This window comes from Chryseobacterium sp. OV279 (assembly GCF_900128945.1).
GTDB lineage: Bacteria > Bacteroidota > Bacteroidia > Flavobacteriales > Weeksellaceae > Chryseobacterium.
In genome coordinates, this window is sequence record NZ_FQUD01000001.1 from 657,609 (window position 1) to 676,245 (window position 18,637).

The 18,637-nt window shown below is 38.2% G+C and carries 21 protein-coding genes; 10 read left to right on the plus strand and 11 right to left on the minus strand.

The window, feature by feature from the left end:
* Positions 1 to 46 precede the first annotated feature (46 nt).
* Complete coding sequence (locus BUA72_RS02830) at positions 47 to 628, minus strand: N-acetylmuramoyl-L-alanine amidase family protein (protein WP_047450167.1); 582 nt, start codon at positions 626 to 628, stop codon at positions 47 to 49.
* 107 nt (positions 629 to 735) lie between these two features.
* Positions 736 to 1,284 (minus strand): YqgE/AlgH family protein, encoded by a 549-nt coding sequence (locus tag BUA72_RS02835; RefSeq protein WP_034731547.1) that lies wholly within the window; start codon positions 1,282 to 1,284, stop codon positions 736 to 738.
* Positions 1,285 to 1,308: 24 nt separating this feature from the next.
* Here BUA72_RS02835 and pdxH point away from each other — a divergent pair, with 24 nt between their 5' ends.
* On the plus strand, positions 1,309 to 1,950 hold the full coding sequence (pdxH, locus tag BUA72_RS02840; protein WP_072921729.1) for a pyridoxamine 5'-phosphate oxidase: 642 nt from the start codon (positions 1,309 to 1,311) through the stop codon (positions 1,948 to 1,950).
* 510 nt (positions 1,951 to 2,460) lie between these two features.
* Here the strand turns inward: pdxH and BUA72_RS02845 are convergent.
* Positions 2,461 to 2,751 carry an HU family DNA-binding protein gene (locus BUA72_RS02845; protein WP_002976900.1) on the minus strand — a complete coding sequence of 97 codons (291 nt, stop codon included), beginning with the start codon at positions 2,749 to 2,751 and terminating at the stop codon, positions 2,461 to 2,463.
* A gap of 399 nt (positions 2,752 to 3,150) precedes the next feature.
* On the opposite strand from BUA72_RS02845, the gene panD reads away from it, so the two are divergent.
* The 8 genes from panD to BUA72_RS02885 all read left to right on the plus strand — a co-directional run bounded on the left by panD (position 3,151) and on the right by BUA72_RS02885 (position 10,659).
* The gene (gene panD, locus BUA72_RS02850; protein WP_034706528.1) at positions 3,151 to 3,501 is read left to right on the plus strand and encodes an aspartate 1-decarboxylase; all 351 of its coding nucleotides are present in this window, start codon (positions 3,151 to 3,153) and stop codon (positions 3,499 to 3,501) included.
* 3 nt (positions 3,502 to 3,504) lie between these two features.
* Complete coding sequence (locus tag BUA72_RS02855) at positions 3,505 to 4,533, plus strand: lysylphosphatidylglycerol synthase transmembrane domain-containing protein (protein ID WP_072921730.1); 1,029 nt, start codon at positions 3,505 to 3,507, stop codon at positions 4,531 to 4,533.
* A 280-nt stretch (positions 4,534 to 4,813) separates the two neighbouring features.
* Entirely contained in the window at positions 4,814 to 5,389 is a 576-nt protein-coding gene (locus BUA72_RS02860; protein WP_047450147.1) for a TerD family protein, read from the plus strand.
* 30 nt (positions 5,390 to 5,419) lie between these two features.
* Positions 5,420 to 6,091: a TerD family protein gene (locus BUA72_RS02865; RefSeq protein WP_072921731.1), complete on the plus strand. Its 672-nt coding sequence runs from the start codon at positions 5,420 to 5,422 to the stop codon at positions 6,089 to 6,091.
* An 81-nt stretch (positions 6,092 to 6,172) separates the two neighbouring features.
* Entirely contained in the window at positions 6,173 to 6,811 is a 639-nt protein-coding gene (locus BUA72_RS02870) for a vWA domain-containing protein (protein ID WP_047450142.1), read from the plus strand.
* 22 nt (positions 6,812 to 6,833) lie between these two features.
* Positions 6,834 to 7,877 carry a TerY-C metal binding domain-containing protein gene (locus tag BUA72_RS02875; protein ID WP_072921732.1) on the plus strand — a complete coding sequence of 348 codons (1,044 nt, stop codon included), beginning with the start codon at positions 6,834 to 6,836 and terminating at the stop codon, positions 7,875 to 7,877.
* A gap of 38 nt (positions 7,878 to 7,915) precedes the next feature.
* Complete coding sequence (locus tag BUA72_RS02880) at positions 7,916 to 9,145, plus strand: PP2C family serine/threonine-protein phosphatase (protein WP_072921733.1); 1,230 nt, start codon at positions 7,916 to 7,918, stop codon at positions 9,143 to 9,145.
* A gap of 2 nt (positions 9,146 to 9,147) precedes the next feature.
* The gene (locus tag BUA72_RS02885) at positions 9,148 to 10,659 is read left to right on the plus strand and encodes a helix-hairpin-helix domain-containing protein (protein ID WP_047450136.1); all 1,512 of its coding nucleotides are present in this window, start codon (positions 9,148 to 9,150) and stop codon (positions 10,657 to 10,659) included.
* Positions 10,660 to 10,850: 191 nt separating this feature from the next.
* Here BUA72_RS02885 and BUA72_RS02890 read toward each other — a convergent pair whose 3' ends face one another.
* On the minus strand, positions 10,851 to 11,495 hold the full coding sequence (locus BUA72_RS02890) for a T9SS type A sorting domain-containing protein (RefSeq protein WP_072921734.1): 645 nt from the start codon (positions 11,493 to 11,495) through the stop codon (positions 10,851 to 10,853).
* A 673-nt stretch (positions 11,496 to 12,168) separates the two neighbouring features.
* Between BUA72_RS02890 and BUA72_RS02895 the strand changes: the two genes are divergently transcribed.
* Entirely contained in the window at positions 12,169 to 13,545 is a 1,377-nt protein-coding gene (locus BUA72_RS02895) for a tetratricopeptide repeat protein (protein ID WP_175548848.1), read from the plus strand.
* A gap of 10 nt (positions 13,546 to 13,555) precedes the next feature.
* Here the strand turns inward: BUA72_RS02895 and BUA72_RS02900 are convergent, their stop codons facing one another.
* The 7 genes from BUA72_RS02900 to BUA72_RS02925 all read right to left on the minus strand — a co-directional run bounded on the left by BUA72_RS02900 (position 13,556) and on the right by BUA72_RS02925 (position 18,598).
* Complete coding sequence (locus BUA72_RS02900; RefSeq protein ID WP_072921736.1) at positions 13,556 to 13,993, minus strand: GNAT family N-acetyltransferase; 438 nt, start codon at positions 13,991 to 13,993, stop codon at positions 13,556 to 13,558.
* Positions 13,994 to 14,040: 47 nt separating this feature from the next.
* Positions 14,041 to 14,796: a hypothetical protein gene (locus tag BUA72_RS02905; protein WP_139259487.1), complete on the minus strand. Its 756-nt coding sequence runs from the start codon at positions 14,794 to 14,796 to the stop codon at positions 14,041 to 14,043.
* Between the two features lie 40 nt (positions 14,797 to 14,836).
* Positions 14,837 to 15,358: a 3'-5' exonuclease gene (locus tag BUA72_RS02910; protein ID WP_072921738.1), complete on the minus strand. Its 522-nt coding sequence runs from the start codon at positions 15,356 to 15,358 to the stop codon at positions 14,837 to 14,839.
* Positions 15,359 to 15,412: 54 nt separating this feature from the next.
* Positions 15,413 to 16,612 (minus strand): tyrosine--tRNA ligase, encoded by a 1,200-nt coding sequence (gene tyrS / locus BUA72_RS02915; protein WP_072921739.1) that lies wholly within the window; start codon positions 16,610 to 16,612, stop codon positions 15,413 to 15,415.
* 348 nt (positions 16,613 to 16,960) lie between these two features.
* Positions 16,961 to 17,098 carry a hypothetical protein gene (locus BUA72_RS24345; protein WP_156122710.1) on the minus strand — a complete coding sequence of 46 codons (138 nt, stop codon included), beginning with the start codon at positions 17,096 to 17,098 and terminating at the stop codon, positions 16,961 to 16,963.
* Positions 17,099 to 17,109: 11 nt separating this feature from the next.
* Positions 17,110 to 17,700 (minus strand): NAD(P)H-dependent oxidoreductase, encoded by a 591-nt coding sequence (locus tag BUA72_RS02920; protein ID WP_047450117.1) that lies wholly within the window; start codon positions 17,698 to 17,700, stop codon positions 17,110 to 17,112.
* Positions 17,701 to 17,776: 76 nt separating this feature from the next.
* The gene (locus BUA72_RS02925; protein WP_072921740.1) at positions 17,777 to 18,598 is read right to left on the minus strand and encodes a helix-turn-helix domain-containing protein; all 822 of its coding nucleotides are present in this window, start codon (positions 18,596 to 18,598) and stop codon (positions 17,777 to 17,779) included.
* Between the last annotated feature and the right edge of the window lie 39 nt (positions 18,599 to 18,637).

Below are 18,637 nucleotides of genomic sequence, written 5' to 3' on the forward strand. Positions count from 1 at the left end.
TCCTTTACCGGGTTTTATTCTGAATAATCAGAAATTGTTTCTTTATTTAGTATTCACGGATGATGTCTGTGAATTTTTGTGCGATTTCTTTCTGTCCCTTTTCACTGGTGACATACTCTCTTTCTTTGGTATTATTCATAAAGCCAAGCTCTACCAAAACTGCAGGAGCTTTTGTCTCTCTCAGCATATGGAGATTGCGTTCCTCTACTTTGGAAACATCAAATTTCTTTGAAATTTTTTCAGCAAGTTTTTTTGAATTTTCAGTATTCTGAATATATACCTCAGTTCCCTGTTTTGGAGTTTCCTTCTCTGGATTGCTGTTCATATGAAGAGAAATAACGATCTCCGGATTCAGCTTGTTGATCATAGCTGTTCTCTCCTGAAGAGTAGGATAAGCATCGGAATCTCTGGTGAGAATGACCTCATACTGATCCTGATTCTCATTGAGCTTCTTGATTTCTTTAGCAATATTTACAGTGATCTCTTTTTCGGAGACTTTCCCATAAACAGATCCCGTGTCATTTCCGCCATGTCCGGCATCTATAACGATGTATTTTTTGTTAATTGGGGTAAATGATAGAAATGAAGCGGAAAATGCTGATAAAGCGAGTAGTTTAAATCCTCTCATGGTAGTGATTTTTGGTTGTTCAAATAACGTGAATTCTTTCTTTAAAATTGGTTAACATAATCTTAAAGTTTGTTAATGTTTTCACATCGTATTAAAAACGAATTCAGTTAGTTAAGTGAAATATCCTCAGGTGAGTTGGCCCAAAGCAGATATTCCCCACCCAGATTCTGCATAATTGATTTCCAAAGCGTTTGGTCATTGGGGAGCGTATAATCAAGATTATAGACATCCACTACCGTCCAGAGCTTTCTCTGAACTTCCTCATCAAGTTGTCCAGCCGCCCATCCTGAATAGCCGGAGAAGATTTTTACATCATTAATGCTCAATTCCTTATTAAGAACTGCACTGATGATGCTTTCAATATCTTCCGTGATATAGAAATCCTTGCTGATCTCAGAATAGATCTCAGTGACCTTCTTTTCTTTAACAATAAAAAAGACCTTATCGTTCTCCACAGGTCCACCGTCATAGACCTCTATTTTGAAGTCAAAAAAGTTTTTGAACTTACTACTCATCTGGCTGTTTTTCTTGTTTAAAATCAACCCAAATGCGCCGCTTTCGTTATGCTCAACGATCAGCACGACGGATCTCGAAAAAATATCTCCGGAAATGTCAGGGGTGGAAATTAATATTTTACCTTTGTATGAGTAATTCATACTCAAATTTAATAAAAAATATTTATGGAAAACCTGCACGACAAAAGAAAAGTGTATGAGAAATCCCAACTTATTGAAAGTGAGATAAAACAAAATCCCATTGAACAGTTTAGAGACTGGTTTTTGGACGCCAGCAATAGCCCAACGGTCTCTGAAGCCAATGCCATGGCGGTTTCTACCTTAGAAGAAGACGGATGTCCGAGGACAAGAATGGTGCTGCTTAAAGAATACACCTACGAAGGCTTTATTTTCTATACCAATTACGACAGCAGAAAGGGAAAAGCAATAGAAAACAACCATAAAGCCTGCCTTCATTTTTTCTGGCCCAACCTGGAAAGACAAATCATCATCAAAGCTGATCTTGAAAAAATAGCTGAAAACCTCAGTGATGGATATTTCCATTCAAGACCGAAAGGAAGCCAGCTTGGAGCCGCTGTATCTCCGCAAAGCCACGTGATTCCAAATAAAGAATACCTGGAAGAAAAATTAAAAGAACTCGAAAAACAATACGAAAACAGCGAAGTACCAAGACCAGCCAACTGGGGCGGATATATCGCAAAACCGTACGAGATTGAATTCTGGCAGGGCAGACCCAACCGTCTCCACGACAGGATTATTTATCAGTTAGAGGATCTGGACTGGAAGATTTCACGACTGGCACCGTAGGAATTAGAAGCTAGAAATTAGAGATTAGAGATTAGAGATTAGAAGTTAGAGATTAGAAGTTAGAAAGTGGATGCCGGAAAATGGAAGTTCTGGTAGAGAAATTAAAGCATAGTGGTCTTTTCTATTATCTATTGAATCTAATTTTCTATGTCTAAAATGATATTATTTAAAATTCAATAGGAGTGGGCTTTAGCCCGCTCTTTTTTATATGCAGTCTTTTCAATTTAAAGAAATGTGGATTTTGTTTAATATAGTTTCTATTTATAAAAAAGAGATATCATTAATATTCAATAGGAGCGGGCTTTAGCCCGCTTTCAATTTCCAGACATTACAAAGGCTTTAGCCAAAACCTAAAAATGAAAAGAAAAACATAAGAGAATTGGTAAACAATTTCTTCCGCATTCTACGGATGACACTATTTCTGGGTGGCTGAGGTCCTCGAAGCCACCTATGACCACAAAAAAAGCCGCTTCCTAAGAAACGGCCCTTGAATTTTTTTAATCTGAATGATTATTTTTTCTTAGCACCAGAAACTGCATTAGATAAATCAGCTCCTGCTTTGAATTTAGCAACTTTTTTAGCAGCAATTTTGATCGGTTTTTTAGTTGCAGGGTTGATACCTTGTCTAGCAGCTCTCTCAGCTACTGAGAAAGTACCGAAACCTACTAAAGAAACTTTTCCGTCTTTTTTCTTTAGAGTAGTAGTTACATTACCAATGAATGATTCTAAAGCAGCTTTAGCTGCAACTTTAGTGATTCCTGCATCTTTTGCGATTGCGTCGATTAATTCAGACTTGTTCATAATTTTTAATATTAAAGTTAGTTCGTAATTATAGCAAATATAATACTATTTTCTAATTGTGCAATTATTTTATTAAAAGTTATAAAATTTTTTTGCTTTTCGGGGAAAACAGTTAAAATATGATAATTTGACTTTTCACGTAAAATCTACGTTACGGCTCACTAAAATCATGCCAAATGCTTATGAGTATTGACTTTAGCAAAAAATTAATATTATTTCCTTCATTTATTAAATCCTGAATTTCGTATAAAGTATTAATATTTTTAATGATATGTTTGCATAATTTATAAATAATGACTTCAAAACTTGTGTAATATAAAATTAAATGACTGGGTCTGTGGGAGTTTTAAATTGATTTCAAAAGGCGGATTTATTAATTTTTATTAATAAATTTGCAACATGTTAATAGAAGTTTTCAAGTCTAAGATCCATAGGGTACGGGTTACGGCCTCAGACCTTAATTATATTGGGAGTATAACGATCGACGAAGATCTTATAGAAGCTGCCGGTCTGGTAGTGGGAGAAAGGGTCTATATCGTCAATGTCAACAATGGAGAGCGTTTTGATACCTACGTTATCAAAGGGAAAAGAAAATCCGGAGAAGTATGCCTGAACGGGCCTGCCGCAAGAAAAGTACAGCGTGATGATATCATTATTATCATTGCTTATGCGCAGATGACACCTGAAGAGGCTAAAGTCTTCCAGCCGAAGATTGTTTTCCCGGATGAAAAAACAAATCTCCTAACTTAATTCATGGATAAAAAATCAAAAAATCCTTTAAAATCAATACTAACAATAGTAATATCGCTTGCTTTTGCAGGCTTTTTTTTATGGCTTGCCTTAAAAGGTCTTGATTTTAAAGTGATCAAAGCATCTTTGGCGAAAGCTAATTATCTCTGGGTACTTTTCGCATCTGTATTTGGTATTCTGGCTTACTGGTTCAGAGCTGTTCGCTGGAACCTGATGCTGGAACCCATGGGACACCGGATTTCAAATTCAAATTCATTATGGTCCATATCTTTTGGGTATCTGATGAATCTTACCATTCCAAGAAGTGGTGAGCTGGCAAGAGCTACCGCGTTATATGGTGTGGAAAAAGTTCCGGTTGACAAGTCTTTCGGAACCATCATTCTGGAAAGGGTGGTAGACCTTATATGTATGATGGGTTTTCTGGGACTGACATTACTCTTTAAATATGAAGCGATTCTGTCTTTTTATGAAAATTCAGGCGTTAATATTAATCCAAATAAGGTATTGCTGGTTCTTTTGATACTGGCTGCAGGTACGGTGGGATTCTTTGTATTTAGAAAGAAACTTGCAAACGTTCCGTTTTTAGGGAAGATCGTGAATTTTATTGACGGAATTTTCGAAGGATTGGCAACCATATTTAAGCTGAAAGAAAAAGGGAAATTCATCCTGTATACGTTAGGAATATGGATTTCTTACTACTTTGCAGCGTACTTAGTATGCTTCGCACTTCCTGAAACTTCCAATTTCACTATTGCTGATGGTTTTTTCATTATCGTTGTCGGCACCTTGGGAATGATTATTCCTGCCAGTGGCGGGATTGGGGCTTTCAATCTGGCGATGAAGTTCGGATTTATGGCTCTTTTTATTTCAATGGGTAAAAGTGCTGAATTAGGGGGCGAAATGGGACTTACCTATTCGTTTATTTCACTTCCGTTGCAAATCACCATTATGCTGGTCATGGGACTGATCTCTATTCCGATGCTGGCTAAAGCAAGAGAAAAAGCAGTTTCCGATCAGGAAGTTAAAAATTAATTGTACAGAAATTTTTTAATCTACAGAAGTCCGGTTTTTTAGCCGGATTTTTTTTATGCCGATTTTACGCCCATCAAAAACCTATAAGGTTTATTTTTTTCGGCATATCAAATCAAAATAGAAAGCCGATTTGTTGAAGCTAACATCTTATGTTAAAACCCTATTAAAATTAAACATTTATACTATTGATCGCACGCCATTTATTTTTTTATCAATAAATTTGGTCAATTCACAAATCAAATTTATCTTAAACAAAAAATAATTAATAATCTAAAACACTATGGCAATTAATTTACAGAAAGGACAAAAGATCGATATAGGACTGACAAAAATGACGATAGGACTGGGTTGGGACCCGAATGAAGGGACAGGTTTCGACTTCGATCTGGATGCTTCTGCCATCATGATTGACTCCGACAGAAAATTAATCAATGAGGAATGTTTTGTTTTTTATAATAACCTTCAGTCTCCGGACGGTGCACTGACTCACACAGGAGATGATCCGAGCGGTAAAAACAGCGATGGTGACGATGATGAGGCGATTATTGTCGATCTTGAAAAAGTAGATCCGAAAGCGGAAGAAATACTTTTCGTGGTTACCATTGAAGATTTTGAAAGAAGAAAACAGAACTTCGGACAGGTGAGAAATTCATACATCAGAATTGTGGATAACAGCACCAACCAGGAGATCGCAAAATATGAACTGGATGAGGATTTTTCCATCGAAACCGGTGTAGAATTCGGAAGACTGTACAAAAGAAACGGAAGCTGGAAATTTGAAGCTTCAGGAATCGGTTACAGAGCAGACCTTGCTTTCTTCCTTGAGAAATACTACAAAGGACAGATCATTAAATAATTATATTTTCAAATACACAAAACGATAACTATGGCAATTAATTTACAGAAAGGTCAAACGATTGATTTAAGAAAAAATGACCGTGGAGAAAGTGTTTACGATCTTTCAAAAGTAACGATCGGTTTAGGATGGGATGTAAGAAAGCAGGGCGGTTTCTTTGGGAAACTGTTCAGCAAAGAAGCAGAATATGATCTTGATGCTGTTGCATTTCTTTTGGATGGAAACGGTAAAGTAGCCAATTTGGGAAAAACGGTGCAAACGAATGACGGAAGACAGATCGCGTTGTATCAGGGTGATGTAATTTTCTTTAATTCCATGCAGCATCCAAGCGGAAATATATGGCTGACCGGAGACAACAGAACCGGTGCCGGAGATGGTGATGATGAACAGATCATCGTTAAACTTGACCAGCTGGATGAAAGCTATCAGAAAATATTATTCCTGGTGACCATTTATCAGGGAAAACAAAATAACCAGCATTTCGGAATGATCGAGAATGCCTTTATCAGAGCAGTAGATGCGAAAGGTAAAGAGATTACAAAATACAGCCTTTCAGGTGATTCCAGTATGAATGGTAAATGTGCAATGGTTTTTGCTGAAGCTTACCGTCACAATGGCGACTGGAAATTCCGTGCTATCGGAGAACCTCACCAGACGGATAACTTTATAGAAATCCTGAAGCAGTACGCTTACAGCAATTAAACCTGAATATATTTATCAAACTAAAAAGCCGGCAGGGAAGTTTTCAACTTCCGCTGCCGGCTTCAGAATTAATACCATACCATGAGCAGGAGATTATTAGCATACTTTTTACTGGATACTTCAGGTTCTATGAACGGAGAACCCATCCAGGCACTCAATAACGGATTTAACGGGCTGATAAGCATGCTCCGTGCAGATCCGCAGGCGATGGACAGTCTTCATCTGAGTGTGATCACTTTCGACCGTGAGGTTAAAAACATCATTCCATTAACAGATCTGGCCAGTTTTTACCCTATGGAAATCACCTGTCCGGATAGTGGACCTACCCATACCGGTGCGGCATTGGAGATGGTTTCAGAGTTGGTGAAGAAAGAACTGATCAAAGGTTCTTCGGATGAAAAAGAAGACTGGAGACCGTTACTTTTTATATTTACCGACGGAAAACCATCCGATATCCAGAAATACAGACAGATGATCCCTGTGATCAGAGATCTGGAATTTGGGGCTATCGTAGGCTGTGCTGCGGGTCCAAAAGCAGATGAGCAGTTCCTGAAGGAGCTTACAGACCATGTTGTAAAACTGGATACCACCGATGCGATCACGCTTTCCTCATTTTTCAAATGGGTAAGTTCATCCATCACGATGGGAGGAAAATCGCAGGGAACGGGAGAAAGTACACCGTTGCCACCGCCGCCATCCGAGCTTAATATTATTATCTAAATCACTTGTCTTACTATAAATCATGAGAAGACTTCCCATTTATTTTTTAGTCGATGTCTCCGAATCTATGGTTGGAGAACCTATTGAGCAGGTACAGGAAGGTATTGCCAATATCATCAGAGAATTAAAGAAAGACCCGTATTCCCTGGAAACGGTCTATATTTCCATTATAGGTTTCGCGGGAGAGGCTGAGGTCATTACGCCGCTTCAGGATATCATCAGTTTTTATCCGCCTAAAATCCCGATTGGAAGCGGAACGTCGCTGTCTCAGGGACTGATTAAATTGATGGACTGCATAGACAGGGATATTGTGAAAACAACTTACGACAGAAAAGGCGACTGGAAACCTATTGTTTTTCTTTTTACAGACGGCGTTCCTACCGACGATGCCACAAAAGCGATTGAAAGATGGAACAATAAGTACCACGGGAAGTCCAATACGATCGCAGTGTCGATAGGAGAAAACACCAATTATAAACTGCTTGGGACATTGTCTGACAACGTTTTGCTGTTTAATAATTCTGATGAAAATTCCTATAAAGAATTTTTCAAATGGGTAACAGATTCCATTAAAACAACCAGCCAGAGCGTTACCGAAGCCAATAAAGAAGGCATCAATCTTTCCAAGATCGATTCTATTATTCTCGAAAAAGTAGATACTGAACTGGAACAGAAGTTTCCGGACAATAATTTTGTTGTTTTGAACGGGAAATGTTCAGAAACGGAGAAACTCTATTTGATGAAGTTTAAAAAGACATTCGCCGAATCAAGTATACCGGGAATGTCTACCAGATATTACAGACTGGATGGAGCCTATAAAATTGACGAAAAATCCTATTACAGGCTTTCCGCTTCCCAGAAAAATAATCTGAAAATTTCGATTGAAGAACTGCAGGGAGGAACATCTTGTCCTCACTGTGCCAATCCCATCGCATTAGCAACCTGCTCATGTGGCGGAATTCACTGCCTGAAAGGAGAAGGGTACAACAAATGCCCATGGTGCGGAACTTCGGATTATTACGGATTTTCCAGCGAAGGATTTGATATTAACCGAACTTTGGGATAACGAAAAGAAATCCTATTGCCGAGACCCCACACAAAACCATGGAAAAAGCTCTTATTTACAGAGAAAAAGAGGAATTTAAAGAAGTTCATCTGGTACTTAAAAATGCCAGTTCAAAGCAGTTCTATGAATACCATTTTGAGCTGGATGACTTTCCGAATATAAAGATTAAAAATATCGCCCATCTTCAGGAGACAGGACTTACTTTCGAAAACAATATAATATCGGGAATTCCGTATGTAAACAGTGTCCATGATCTGGATATTGAATTCTATCATATCCATGATGAAAACAGTACGGAGATCAAGAAAGTGCATCTGTTCATCAATGCTGACCCGAAAGACCTTTGGAAGAACATTCCATCCGACACCAACGATGTCTATCATAAACCTGATGAAACATCCCATAAAGGGAAATTTCTGGATAAAAAAATCACTGTTGTTTCGAAAAGAGGACGTTCCCATGCTCATGAAGGAAAATTCAGGGATGATGATTTTGCCGTAAACGAACTTTCCGGAGGCTGGAATATTGTTTCCGTGGCAGATGGTGCCGGTTCTGCTGTTATGGCAAGAGAAGGGTCAAGACTGGCGGCAGTTTCAGTGAACAGCTTTTTCAATTCAGATGAAATTTTAAACAGAATCGAAAGAAATGTTGAAATCGTTTACAGTAGTTCTGAGTCATCAAAAGAAATACGGTCCGAAGCCAGAGAAAATATCCTAAAACTTCTGTATGAAGCAGTTTTACATGTTTATCATGTTTTGGATCAAACGGCAGCAGAACATTCATTTTCTATAAAAGACTTCCATACAACGCTGATTTTTGCCCTGACAAAAAAGTTTGATTTCGGTTATGTCATCCTCACTTTCGGAGTGGGAGACTGCCCGATCAACCTGATCAGTCCTGATTTTTCTGACGTAAAGCTTCTGAATCAAATGGATGTTGGAGAATTTGGTGGCGGAACCCGTTTTATCACCATGAATGAGATCTTCAGCGATGATCCGGCTTCAAGGTTTGGAATCACCTGCGTGAATGATTTTTCCTATCTCGTACTGATGACAGATGGAATTTACGACCCGAAATTCATTACAGAAAATAAACTTGAAGATATCGACAGCTGGAAAGCATTCTTTAATGATCTGGCTGGGAACAATGATGACCGGACGAAAGTAGATTTTATTAACGATACCGACATTGACCAACAGCTTCTTACCTGGACCGATTTCTGGAGCCGCGGAAATCATGATGACAGAACCCTCGCCATAATCTATTAAACATGAAAAAGACCGTTAAAGTTGCTTCTATTCTGGATAACTCAAAATCCTATGAATATGTAGATGAAAGCCCTATCAGAGGCGGAGTGAAAGATGTCTATTTTTCGCCGGAAAGGGAATATGTGGTAGCATTTTACCGGACTCCTCTGGATGCCGGACAGAAAGAGCGTATCATGAGGATTGTTTCCACCTATCTCGGAAATATACAGAACGGGAATTCGTCAGATTACTTTCTGAATGAAATTTTCAGATGGCCGTATGATATCGTAGAAAAAAATAAACTGACGGGAATTGTGGTTCCTATTTATCATAAAAAATTCTTCTTTGCAAAAGGGTATATCGGATCAGATAATATTCAGGGGCAGGATAAAGTCGGGAAGTGGTTCACAGCTCCGATGTTCAGGAATCAACAGTATCCGCTGAGGCTGGATCATTCGGAACTTGGGGACTGGCTGAGCTATTTTCAGATCACCATCAATATCAGCCGGGGTGTGAAAAAGCTTCACCAGATGGGACTGGCGCATTCTGATCTTTCCTACAACAATATTCTGATAGATCCGGTGACAAAATCTGCCTGTATCATTGATATAGATGGATTGGTTGTCCCGAAACTCTTCCCACCGGAAGTTATCGGGACGGCGGATTTTATCGCTCCCGAAGTGTTAAAGACCAAGCATCTCAGCATGCAGGATCCGGGAAGGCATTTGCCCAACCAGAAAACAGATCTTCATGCTTTGGCGGTGCTGATTTACATGTATCTGTTCAGAAGGCATCCTTTGAGAGGAGGAAAAATCTGGGATCTGGATTCCGAGAAGGATGAAGTGATTTCTATGGGTGAAAAAGCTTTATTCATAGAACATTTCAGGGATCCATCCAATCAGGTGAAAGCAGATCATCTCAGAAAATGGGACGCATTCTGGGGTGATCCTCAGAAAATTCCTTTTACGGCTGCGGGTCCTTATCTTTCCGAACTGTTTAGAAAAGCATTTATAGACGGACTCCACGATCCGATCAGACGTCCAACCGCCAATGAATGGGAAACCGCCCTGCTAAAGACGGCTGATCTGATTCAGCCCTGTCACAATCCGGAATGTACCGAGAAATGGTATGTTTTCGACAACAGCAGCAATCCTAAATGCCCTTTCTGCGGAACACCACACCGGGGAACGCTTCCCGTACTGGATCTGTATTTTAAATTTGATGATGAGGTTTGGAAACCTGAAAACCACCGGCTGATGGTTTACAACAACCAGTATTTATTCAAATGGCATGTGTCAAGAAAGGTCATCAGAAATGAAAATCTTACGATGCAGGATAAAATGCCTGTCGGATATTTCACTTTTCATGAAGGGAGATGGGTACTCGTGAATCAGAGTCTGACTTCGATGAAAGATGTTACGGAACAGAAAGAGATTCCACCCGGATCTATGGTGGAACTGACAGATGGAAAGAAAATACTTTTGTCTGCCGAAGAAGGCGGGAGACTGATCTTTGTTACTTTGGCAAATCAATAGCGTGAGATAATTGTTAAGTGAAACAATTGATATCAACTGCTTTATTTTGGGTATCAGAATTATCTTCAGAAAATCGTTTAATCAGTAAGTCGGACTAAAATTTCTTCCGGTCTTTTTTTACGGGAATAATTCCTGAAAAATAGAACCGGAAGAAAGTGTAATGTACCTGTCAGGCTTTTCAGCTATTTCAATTATTTTTTAGCGACACTTATTACAGAATATGAGCCGTTTGTGTCTCTTATTCTTAAAAAGTATTTGCCTTTTAAGTAGGAAGTCATTTTAATGTTTCCTTTGTTATCCTCATTTGAGCCTGCTGATTTTTGAGTAAACAGCAATTTCCCTGTGACATCATAAAGATCTAATCCACTGATAAGTTCTGTGGAAGTGATATTCAATACATCGCTGCATGGATTCGGAAAAACCTGGATCTTACCTTTTGCTTTATTTATGGTATCGTCCACGCCTAAAGCCGGAAAGGTTAGATTAATCCTGCTGTTGTAGTATTTGTTCTGGGCCATAAGCATGTGAACAAATGTAAACTGAGTTTTTGAGGCTGAAGTTAATTCTATCTCATGATAGCCTCCAGGTGGAATGTTGACAGGAATACTGCTTGCTCCGTCATTGATAAAGCTGCTGTTTTGTGAATTAATGGGATACGGTAAGTTATTGGTAAAACGTATTTTGTCACCAATAAGTACATTTTCACTTCGCTGGTAAAGAGAGCCGTCTGAGTTGTTATTATTGATGTTCAGAATAATAGTTCTGCCAAAGCTTTTTGGACTGAGAGCCATGAAGAAAAAGATCAGGGTCCATTGTAAAAGTAGTTTTGTTTGCATGTAAAAAAATTTAATTGTTAATAGGTATAAGATTAAAAAAAATGTTGAAACAGTGTAATGGGGCTGCATTCAGATCCCGGGACTTTCTAAAACTTAAGACAGGCTGTTTTTGAAATAATCAGCCTGTCCAAGTTGATAAAAACACATTAAAACGAATGAAAAAAATACTTTGACGATTTTTAAACGATTCGAAATTAGTCCTTTACATTAAGATATAATCCCCGAAAAAGAGGAGCAGAGCACAAACAGTAGATGATACGTAGACATTTGAAAAATTCATCTAAATTTATAGATGCTTACCATAACCTTGCAGGCTCAGCTATTTTGGATCGAAACCAGATTTCATGAAGGGAATATTGAAACGGAAAATTTCTGAACCCAGGGATATTTTGGTTGGGTATTCGAAACATGATGTTTTTTAAACAACATTTTAAGAGCATGTTGAGAATCGTGATTTAATTTTCAGAAAGTCCGATTGTATTTTAAATGTTTGATTATCATATTGTAGTAGGTAATACGTATATTGAAAACACGGTAAGTATTTTTATTTTAGCGTTAAATTAAACAGTCCCATAAAATGGCAAAAAAAATATTTTTTTACTTCTTCTCTTTGAGTATTTTTTTTACGTCTTACAGCCATGCTCAAAATCTTACAGATGATCAGCTAAAAAGAATGATACATGACATAGATATTATTCCTGCAAATGATAAAGATATTCTCAAGATTCAAAATATTATTGAAAAATGTGAGACTTGCGAAGGAACCGGTTACCTAAAAATGGCCCGGATTTATGCCAAAGACAATAATCAGGCAAAAGCGTTAGAGTATATAGAAAAAATAAACAGCCGGCAATTAATTACTGCAGATAAAAATCTGGAAGATTTTTTCAGTTTGAAATGTTTAATGTCCGGGATCTACAGGTCTTCCGGAAAATACATAAAAGCGCTGGACGAGCTTAATGAATTTTCTGCAGACCCACGGATCAAAAATTACCCGTATTATAATTATTTTATTTTATTATTGCGGGGAACCATCAATATATCGATGGAAAATAATGCGGAGTCCTTAAAATGTTTCAAGGAGGCATATAAAATTTCAAAATCGTGCAGAGAACAGAAAAATCTTGATTTGATACCCGGGAAAAAACAGAAATTTCAAATCGAAGACAGTTATAAATCCACAGCCTATCTGGCAGCCGGTTATCTCGATATGGGCAAACTGGATTCAGCCAGAATTTACATGAAAGAAGCCTTAGCGGATACCAATCATTTGGACGATGTAAGAAATGCAGATATTAAATATACCACATACCACGTGGCAGGATCTGTATACTTGGTTGATAAAGACTATCAGAAAGCACAGACCTATTATCTTATGGCCAAAAAAACCGAAGAGAAATATTTACCAAGGTATGACATGAAGCTGGCTGTATATACTGCATTGCTGGAATTATATGAAAGGGAAGGGAGGAAAGACAGTATCAATTACTATTTAAAGAAAATCGTCGAACTCCAGAAAAATAATAAAAAGAAAGATATTAATGTCAATAAGTCTATCGATATCGGGGACCGGAAGCAGATGCAAAATCTGGAAAACAGCAATAAGAGATTGGTTTATACGCTGGTCACCACGCTCGTTCTGGGTGCAGGGCTCATTTATTTTACATTCTTTTTTTATAAGAAATACAAAGAGAGGAGTCTGGATAAAAAAGATACTCCTTTAGATGATCTCACCGGAAAGGATCAGTATAATGAATCGTTTAAGGAAGTTGTTGTACTGGCCAAGCAAAATAAACCTGAATTTCTGACCAGATTTAACCAACTGTTTCCTGAATTTTCGGCGAAGATATTGTCCGTTAATGATACTGTTCAAAGCTCAGAACTAAGATTTTGTGCTTACCTGTATTTGAATTTTTCTACCAAGGATATTGCAGAATACACTTTTATTTCCGTGAGAACAGTACAGACAAAAAAATATAAATTACGAAAGAAACTAAATATCCCCGGCGATGTTGATATCTATATGTGGCTGAACGATTTAGTGAAATGATGGTAGTCTTCTAGACGGAAAATTCCATATAAAAAGAATGCTCATCCTCATTCACAGTCTTAAACCCCAGACTTGTATATAAATGTTGAGCTTTATTGGTTTTTAAGACGCTTAAGGCTACTGTTTTTCCTTCTGCTGAAGCTTCCTCCAGAATAGCTGTTAAAATCGTTCTTCCAAGTCCTTTACCCTGTTGGCTGGGATCTATCTGAAGCTGCAGCACTTCTGTTTTATCATCAGCTTTGTTGATCTTCAGTAATCCGGCCGGTTCATTGTTTAGAAGGATGATATGGGCTTTGTCAAACTGATACTGGATTCTCTGAAGCGTTGTTTCCTTGTCCGTTGGGAGGTTAGAATCTGCGTAATGCGGATTCATGGTTTTCGTTCTTAGATCAAGCAGATAATCGATATCGTTTTCTGAGGCTTTTCTGTAGGTGATAGTCGTGTTCATAAGTTGTATAGGAGATCCAATTTTGAGCCGGTATCTGCCCGGATTTATTAGGAATCTAAGATAACGATTCTTGCATTTTTTTCTGTATCAATTCTCAGTTTCATTTCAATGGACTGTTTAAAAAAAGCATAGGCATAGTAGATCGTCTGTGCGTAAGGACCCTTTTCATCAGAGGAACATTCTTTTATAAAATCACATTCACTTTCAATTTCTTTGAACAGAATCAGATTATTCTGATGGTCTGCCGTTATACGCTGGATGATGTCCTCTTCGTTTTTTGTAAAGTCATATTCATAACCGTCCATTTTTCTATCCAGGATCATTTTCATCAGCAGGATCATGTAATCATTGAATTCTAAAAAATCTGTTGAATCTATATTGACGCCGCCGTCACTATGCTTTAATCCATAATTCTCCAGTTCGTAAATGGGGAAATAATGCGTGTAGTTCCCATATTGAAACATATAGCTGGTACATACCGTTGAGGTAGGAAGCTCATAAAGCAAAATAATTCCATAACGGTTATACAAATCCCCGAGATGTTTTTCCATTGCGGAATAATTGCTCCCTGTATATTCTGAATATACCTCTTCACTCAGAAAAAGATTAATCTCAAACAGTTCATCGGGCGTTATGGTATTGATGTCACCTCTGACCTTTTCCAGTACTTTTTCAAACGTGACATCATACGTACCTATTTCTTTTTTTCTGCTTTCCAGAAAGGTTTTAAATGTTCTGGTGTGGAATCTTTTGTGCTGCAGATCCTCACAGAGACGGACAGATGCCTTCTCCTTATCAAACATATAAATTTCAGTATTTCTTCCCACGTAATTGTATGATCAACTATTTCAAACCTATTTTCAGACCCATTTCTTTTTTCATATGCAGCAGAACTTCTGCATTTCCTCTGGCATCGTCTACAGGATGATGCGTGTGTTCTGTTTTACGGAGATGCTTCCATTGGGCAAAAGTGTCTTTTTCCAGTCCGCAATACAGGTCAGACAATCTTCTTGATGAATAGCCGAATGGATTTTTCCCGGTAAAATGATGAAAATACCAGCAGATAAACATCCAGTCGAAACCGTTATTGTCACTGATGAAAATAGGTCTTCCTTTAGAGTTTTTCTCAATCCATTCTTCAAATTCCAGCATGACTTCTTTGGGATCATCAAACTGCATCGTTTCTTCCCTGCTGAAGCCCGAAACAGCCAAAGCATCGGGATTGAATTTTTCCGAAATAGGTTTCAGTTTTCCGTAGAACGTAGTATCCAGTTCTTCATTCACAAGGACCGCTCCAAAACAGATCATTGAGAAATCTCCGGGAATCGGGCCATCCGATTCAATATCCACCATGATATAGCTCATCACTTTTATTTAATGAAACGAATATATTGAAAATTACCTCACGAATCTGAAGATTTAAGCAAGTTCAAAAAAATCTCTTCTCCCGATTTTCACCTTTGTCTGTGGGAGTAATTCAATTTCTTCATCCGGATCCGTTATTTTGATCTGATTAATCTGAATGCCTCCGCTTTGAATCATTCTTCGCACCGCTGATTTGCTTAGGTCATTTTTAAGCGCACTGCAGAGTTCCACCAGTGTGATCAGGTTTTCTTTATGATGAAATGAAGCTAAAGAAACGAGTTCATAGACTTTCTCTTCAGAATTTTTGCTCTGAAACTGACTGCTGAAAAATTCTTCTGCAAGCTCTGCCGCAGCATGATCATGGTATTGGGTGATGATATTCTTAGCGATCAGCTTCTTAATGTTCATCGGGTTTTCGCCGTTTTGTAATTTTAATTGTAAATCAGCCTTCTCCTCAGCAGAAAAATCCGAAGCAAGGTCAATAAATTCATCAATAAGGCTGTCCGGGATCGACATGGTTTTTCCAAACATATCATTAGGCTCATCCGTCAGTCCGATAATATTGTTCAGTGATTTGCTCATTTTTTCTTTACCGTCAAGACCTTTAAGCAGAGGCATACACATCACCGCCTGAGCTGACATCTGGTGAACCTCCTGAAGCTGCCTTCCCATCGTACAGTTGAAGAGCTGATCTGTTCCGCCCATCTCGATATCGCATTCAATCTGTACAGAATCGAAACCCTGAAGAATCGGGTATACAAGTTCATGCATCGCAATCGGTGTATTTTCTGTAAATCTTTTATTAAAATCATTCCTGTGCATCAGTTGAGCTACCGTTACCTTTGACATCAGCTGAATGACCTCTGAAAAGTTCAAGGCATCCAGCCAGTCGGAATTAAAGACAATTCTGGTTTTTTCCACATCAATAATCTTCGAAAGCTGATTGATATACGTCTGGGCATTGTGATTCACATCTTCAACACTTAGCGGTTTTCTCGCCTTGTTTTTTCCGGTCGGATCACCAATTCTGGCCGTAAAACTTCCAACCACGATCACGATCTGATGTCCCAGTTCCTGAAACTGTTTCAGTTTTTTAAGCACCACCGCATGACCCAGATGTAGATCCGGAGCCGTAGGATCAAATCCCAGTTTAATTATTAATTTTCTGTTTTCCTGTTCAGCCTGTTTAAGTTTTTGTTCCAGACCGTTTTCCGGTAGGATGATGGCTGCATTTTCTTGTAATGTGTTGATCATAATAATTGAGTTTTTAAAACAAAAAAGCCCGGACAATGCTGTCCGGGCTCTATATATAAATTAGATTATTTCTTATTAAATCACAGATATAGAAAGTCTTCCCGAACGGTTTGTCGGGGAGTAATACTCACTGAAAAAAGGAAGACGCAATATGCTGTTTAAATGTTTCATTGATAATGTAAATATAAAAGCTTTTTGATGATAATCCAATATCCAAACCATTAAGACCCGCTGTAAAGTTCCATATCAGTTAAGATTTATAAAAAAACTTACTGTTCTTAACAGTTTATCAGTCCTAATGGTTTAAAATAAAGGTTTCAAAAACAATTTTACTTATCGCTCTTGAAGCTAATTCCATGCCATAAACCCTTCATAAGCAAAATAAAGAATCGTTATAAATAATGTGTATTTAATGACTTTTTTGCTCAGCTTATAAGTCCTGAATAATAGAGGTCTGACGGTCTGTTTTGCTGCTAATTTTTCCATTTTTATTAATTTTAAAGGTTAAAAACCGGCTGTGAATAAGTATTTCTGATCTGTTCTTTCCAAATATCCACTTCCCCGGGAGATGCTTTATCAGCTTTATCAAAAAAGAAATGCTGGATGATTTCAAAGCCGCTGTACAGGAAAATCCCGTTGTCGGAAGTCAGAGTAAGTGCTTTATCCATTCCCATACGTTCATATTCCTCGTGAGACTTTCCGTGGGTATTGATAATGACTGCTTTTTTCCCTTTTAACAGCCCCTTCTGTACGCCCTGGTCATAGCGGTAAGCAAAACCATAACTGAAAACCCTGTCAATATACCCTTTGATGATGGCAGGCATTCCGGTCCACCAGATGGGGTAAATGAAAGTGATCTGTTCTGCCCAGGAAATATAATCCTGTTCTGTTTTTACATCGTCTGCAATTTTCCCGGCAAACTGTCCCTGCATATCTTCGAGTGAAAAAACCGGATCAAATCCTATTTTGTTCAGATCTCTTATCTGTAGGTCGTGATTATCTTTTTCCAGACTTTCAATAACGGTTTGAAGCAAATGGTTGTTCAGGCTGTTTTCATTAGGATGTGCGTAAATGATTAAATGTCTCATCGTTTTTATTGTTTAAATTAATAAGACAAATGTAGAGCGGCAAGAACTGCAAAAATTGTAAGAAAACGAAACGGAATCAGTCTGATCCGGAGCGGCAGATATCTTTCTGGAACTTTATGTATTTAGAAGGAGAGATATTAATAAAATGTTTGAAATCATGGATAAGCTGGCTTTGATCATAGTAACCGCATTGATCAATAACGCTGAACCATTCGATCTTTTTGCCATTTTCCTGTTCTTTTTCGATAAGAGTAATTGCTTTGAGAAAGCGGCTGTATCGGGCGAGTTCTTTGGAGGAATACCCAAACTGTTCCTTTTGCTTCAGCTGGATGTTTCTTTCGCTTTGGCGGGTCTGTTCTGCAATGGTTTTGACAGGGTTCAGACTGATGTTTTCAAAATTGCTCAGCAGGCGGCTTGTTTCATCCTGATCCTGAAGATAAGGACGACAGAATTCAAGAATATGTGCCGTTTTTTCCTGTGGGGAAGCGAAGTCACAGATCTGATGCCAGAGTTCCGTGAAACAATTATCTTTCAAAAGTTCATCGGGATGAGTGCCCTGACTGGAAATCATCGCTTTTCCAAAGAAACGGTAAAAAGCATCGTCCTTAAAATTAGCCACCAGAATAGAACTCCCCGCGGGAAGTGTATAATCAAAGGCTTGTCTTACGGGTCCCAATACAACACATTTGTCCACTTCAGCGATGGTATTTTCCTGAGTGGTCATAAAAACATTCTCCCCAAAACAGAAGAGCATAATCGTTTGATAGGAGGGAAGCAGGGTTTTCGTAACAGAGGCGGAGGAGCCATTTTTAGCGAAATAAAAATGCGTGAATACACTTTCAAATTCCTGGGGAACTGATATTTTGAGCTGATGATATTCCGGATGTAATTCCTGCATGGTAAAGATTTTTTAATAAGTCAATGGTGAATTTTGCTT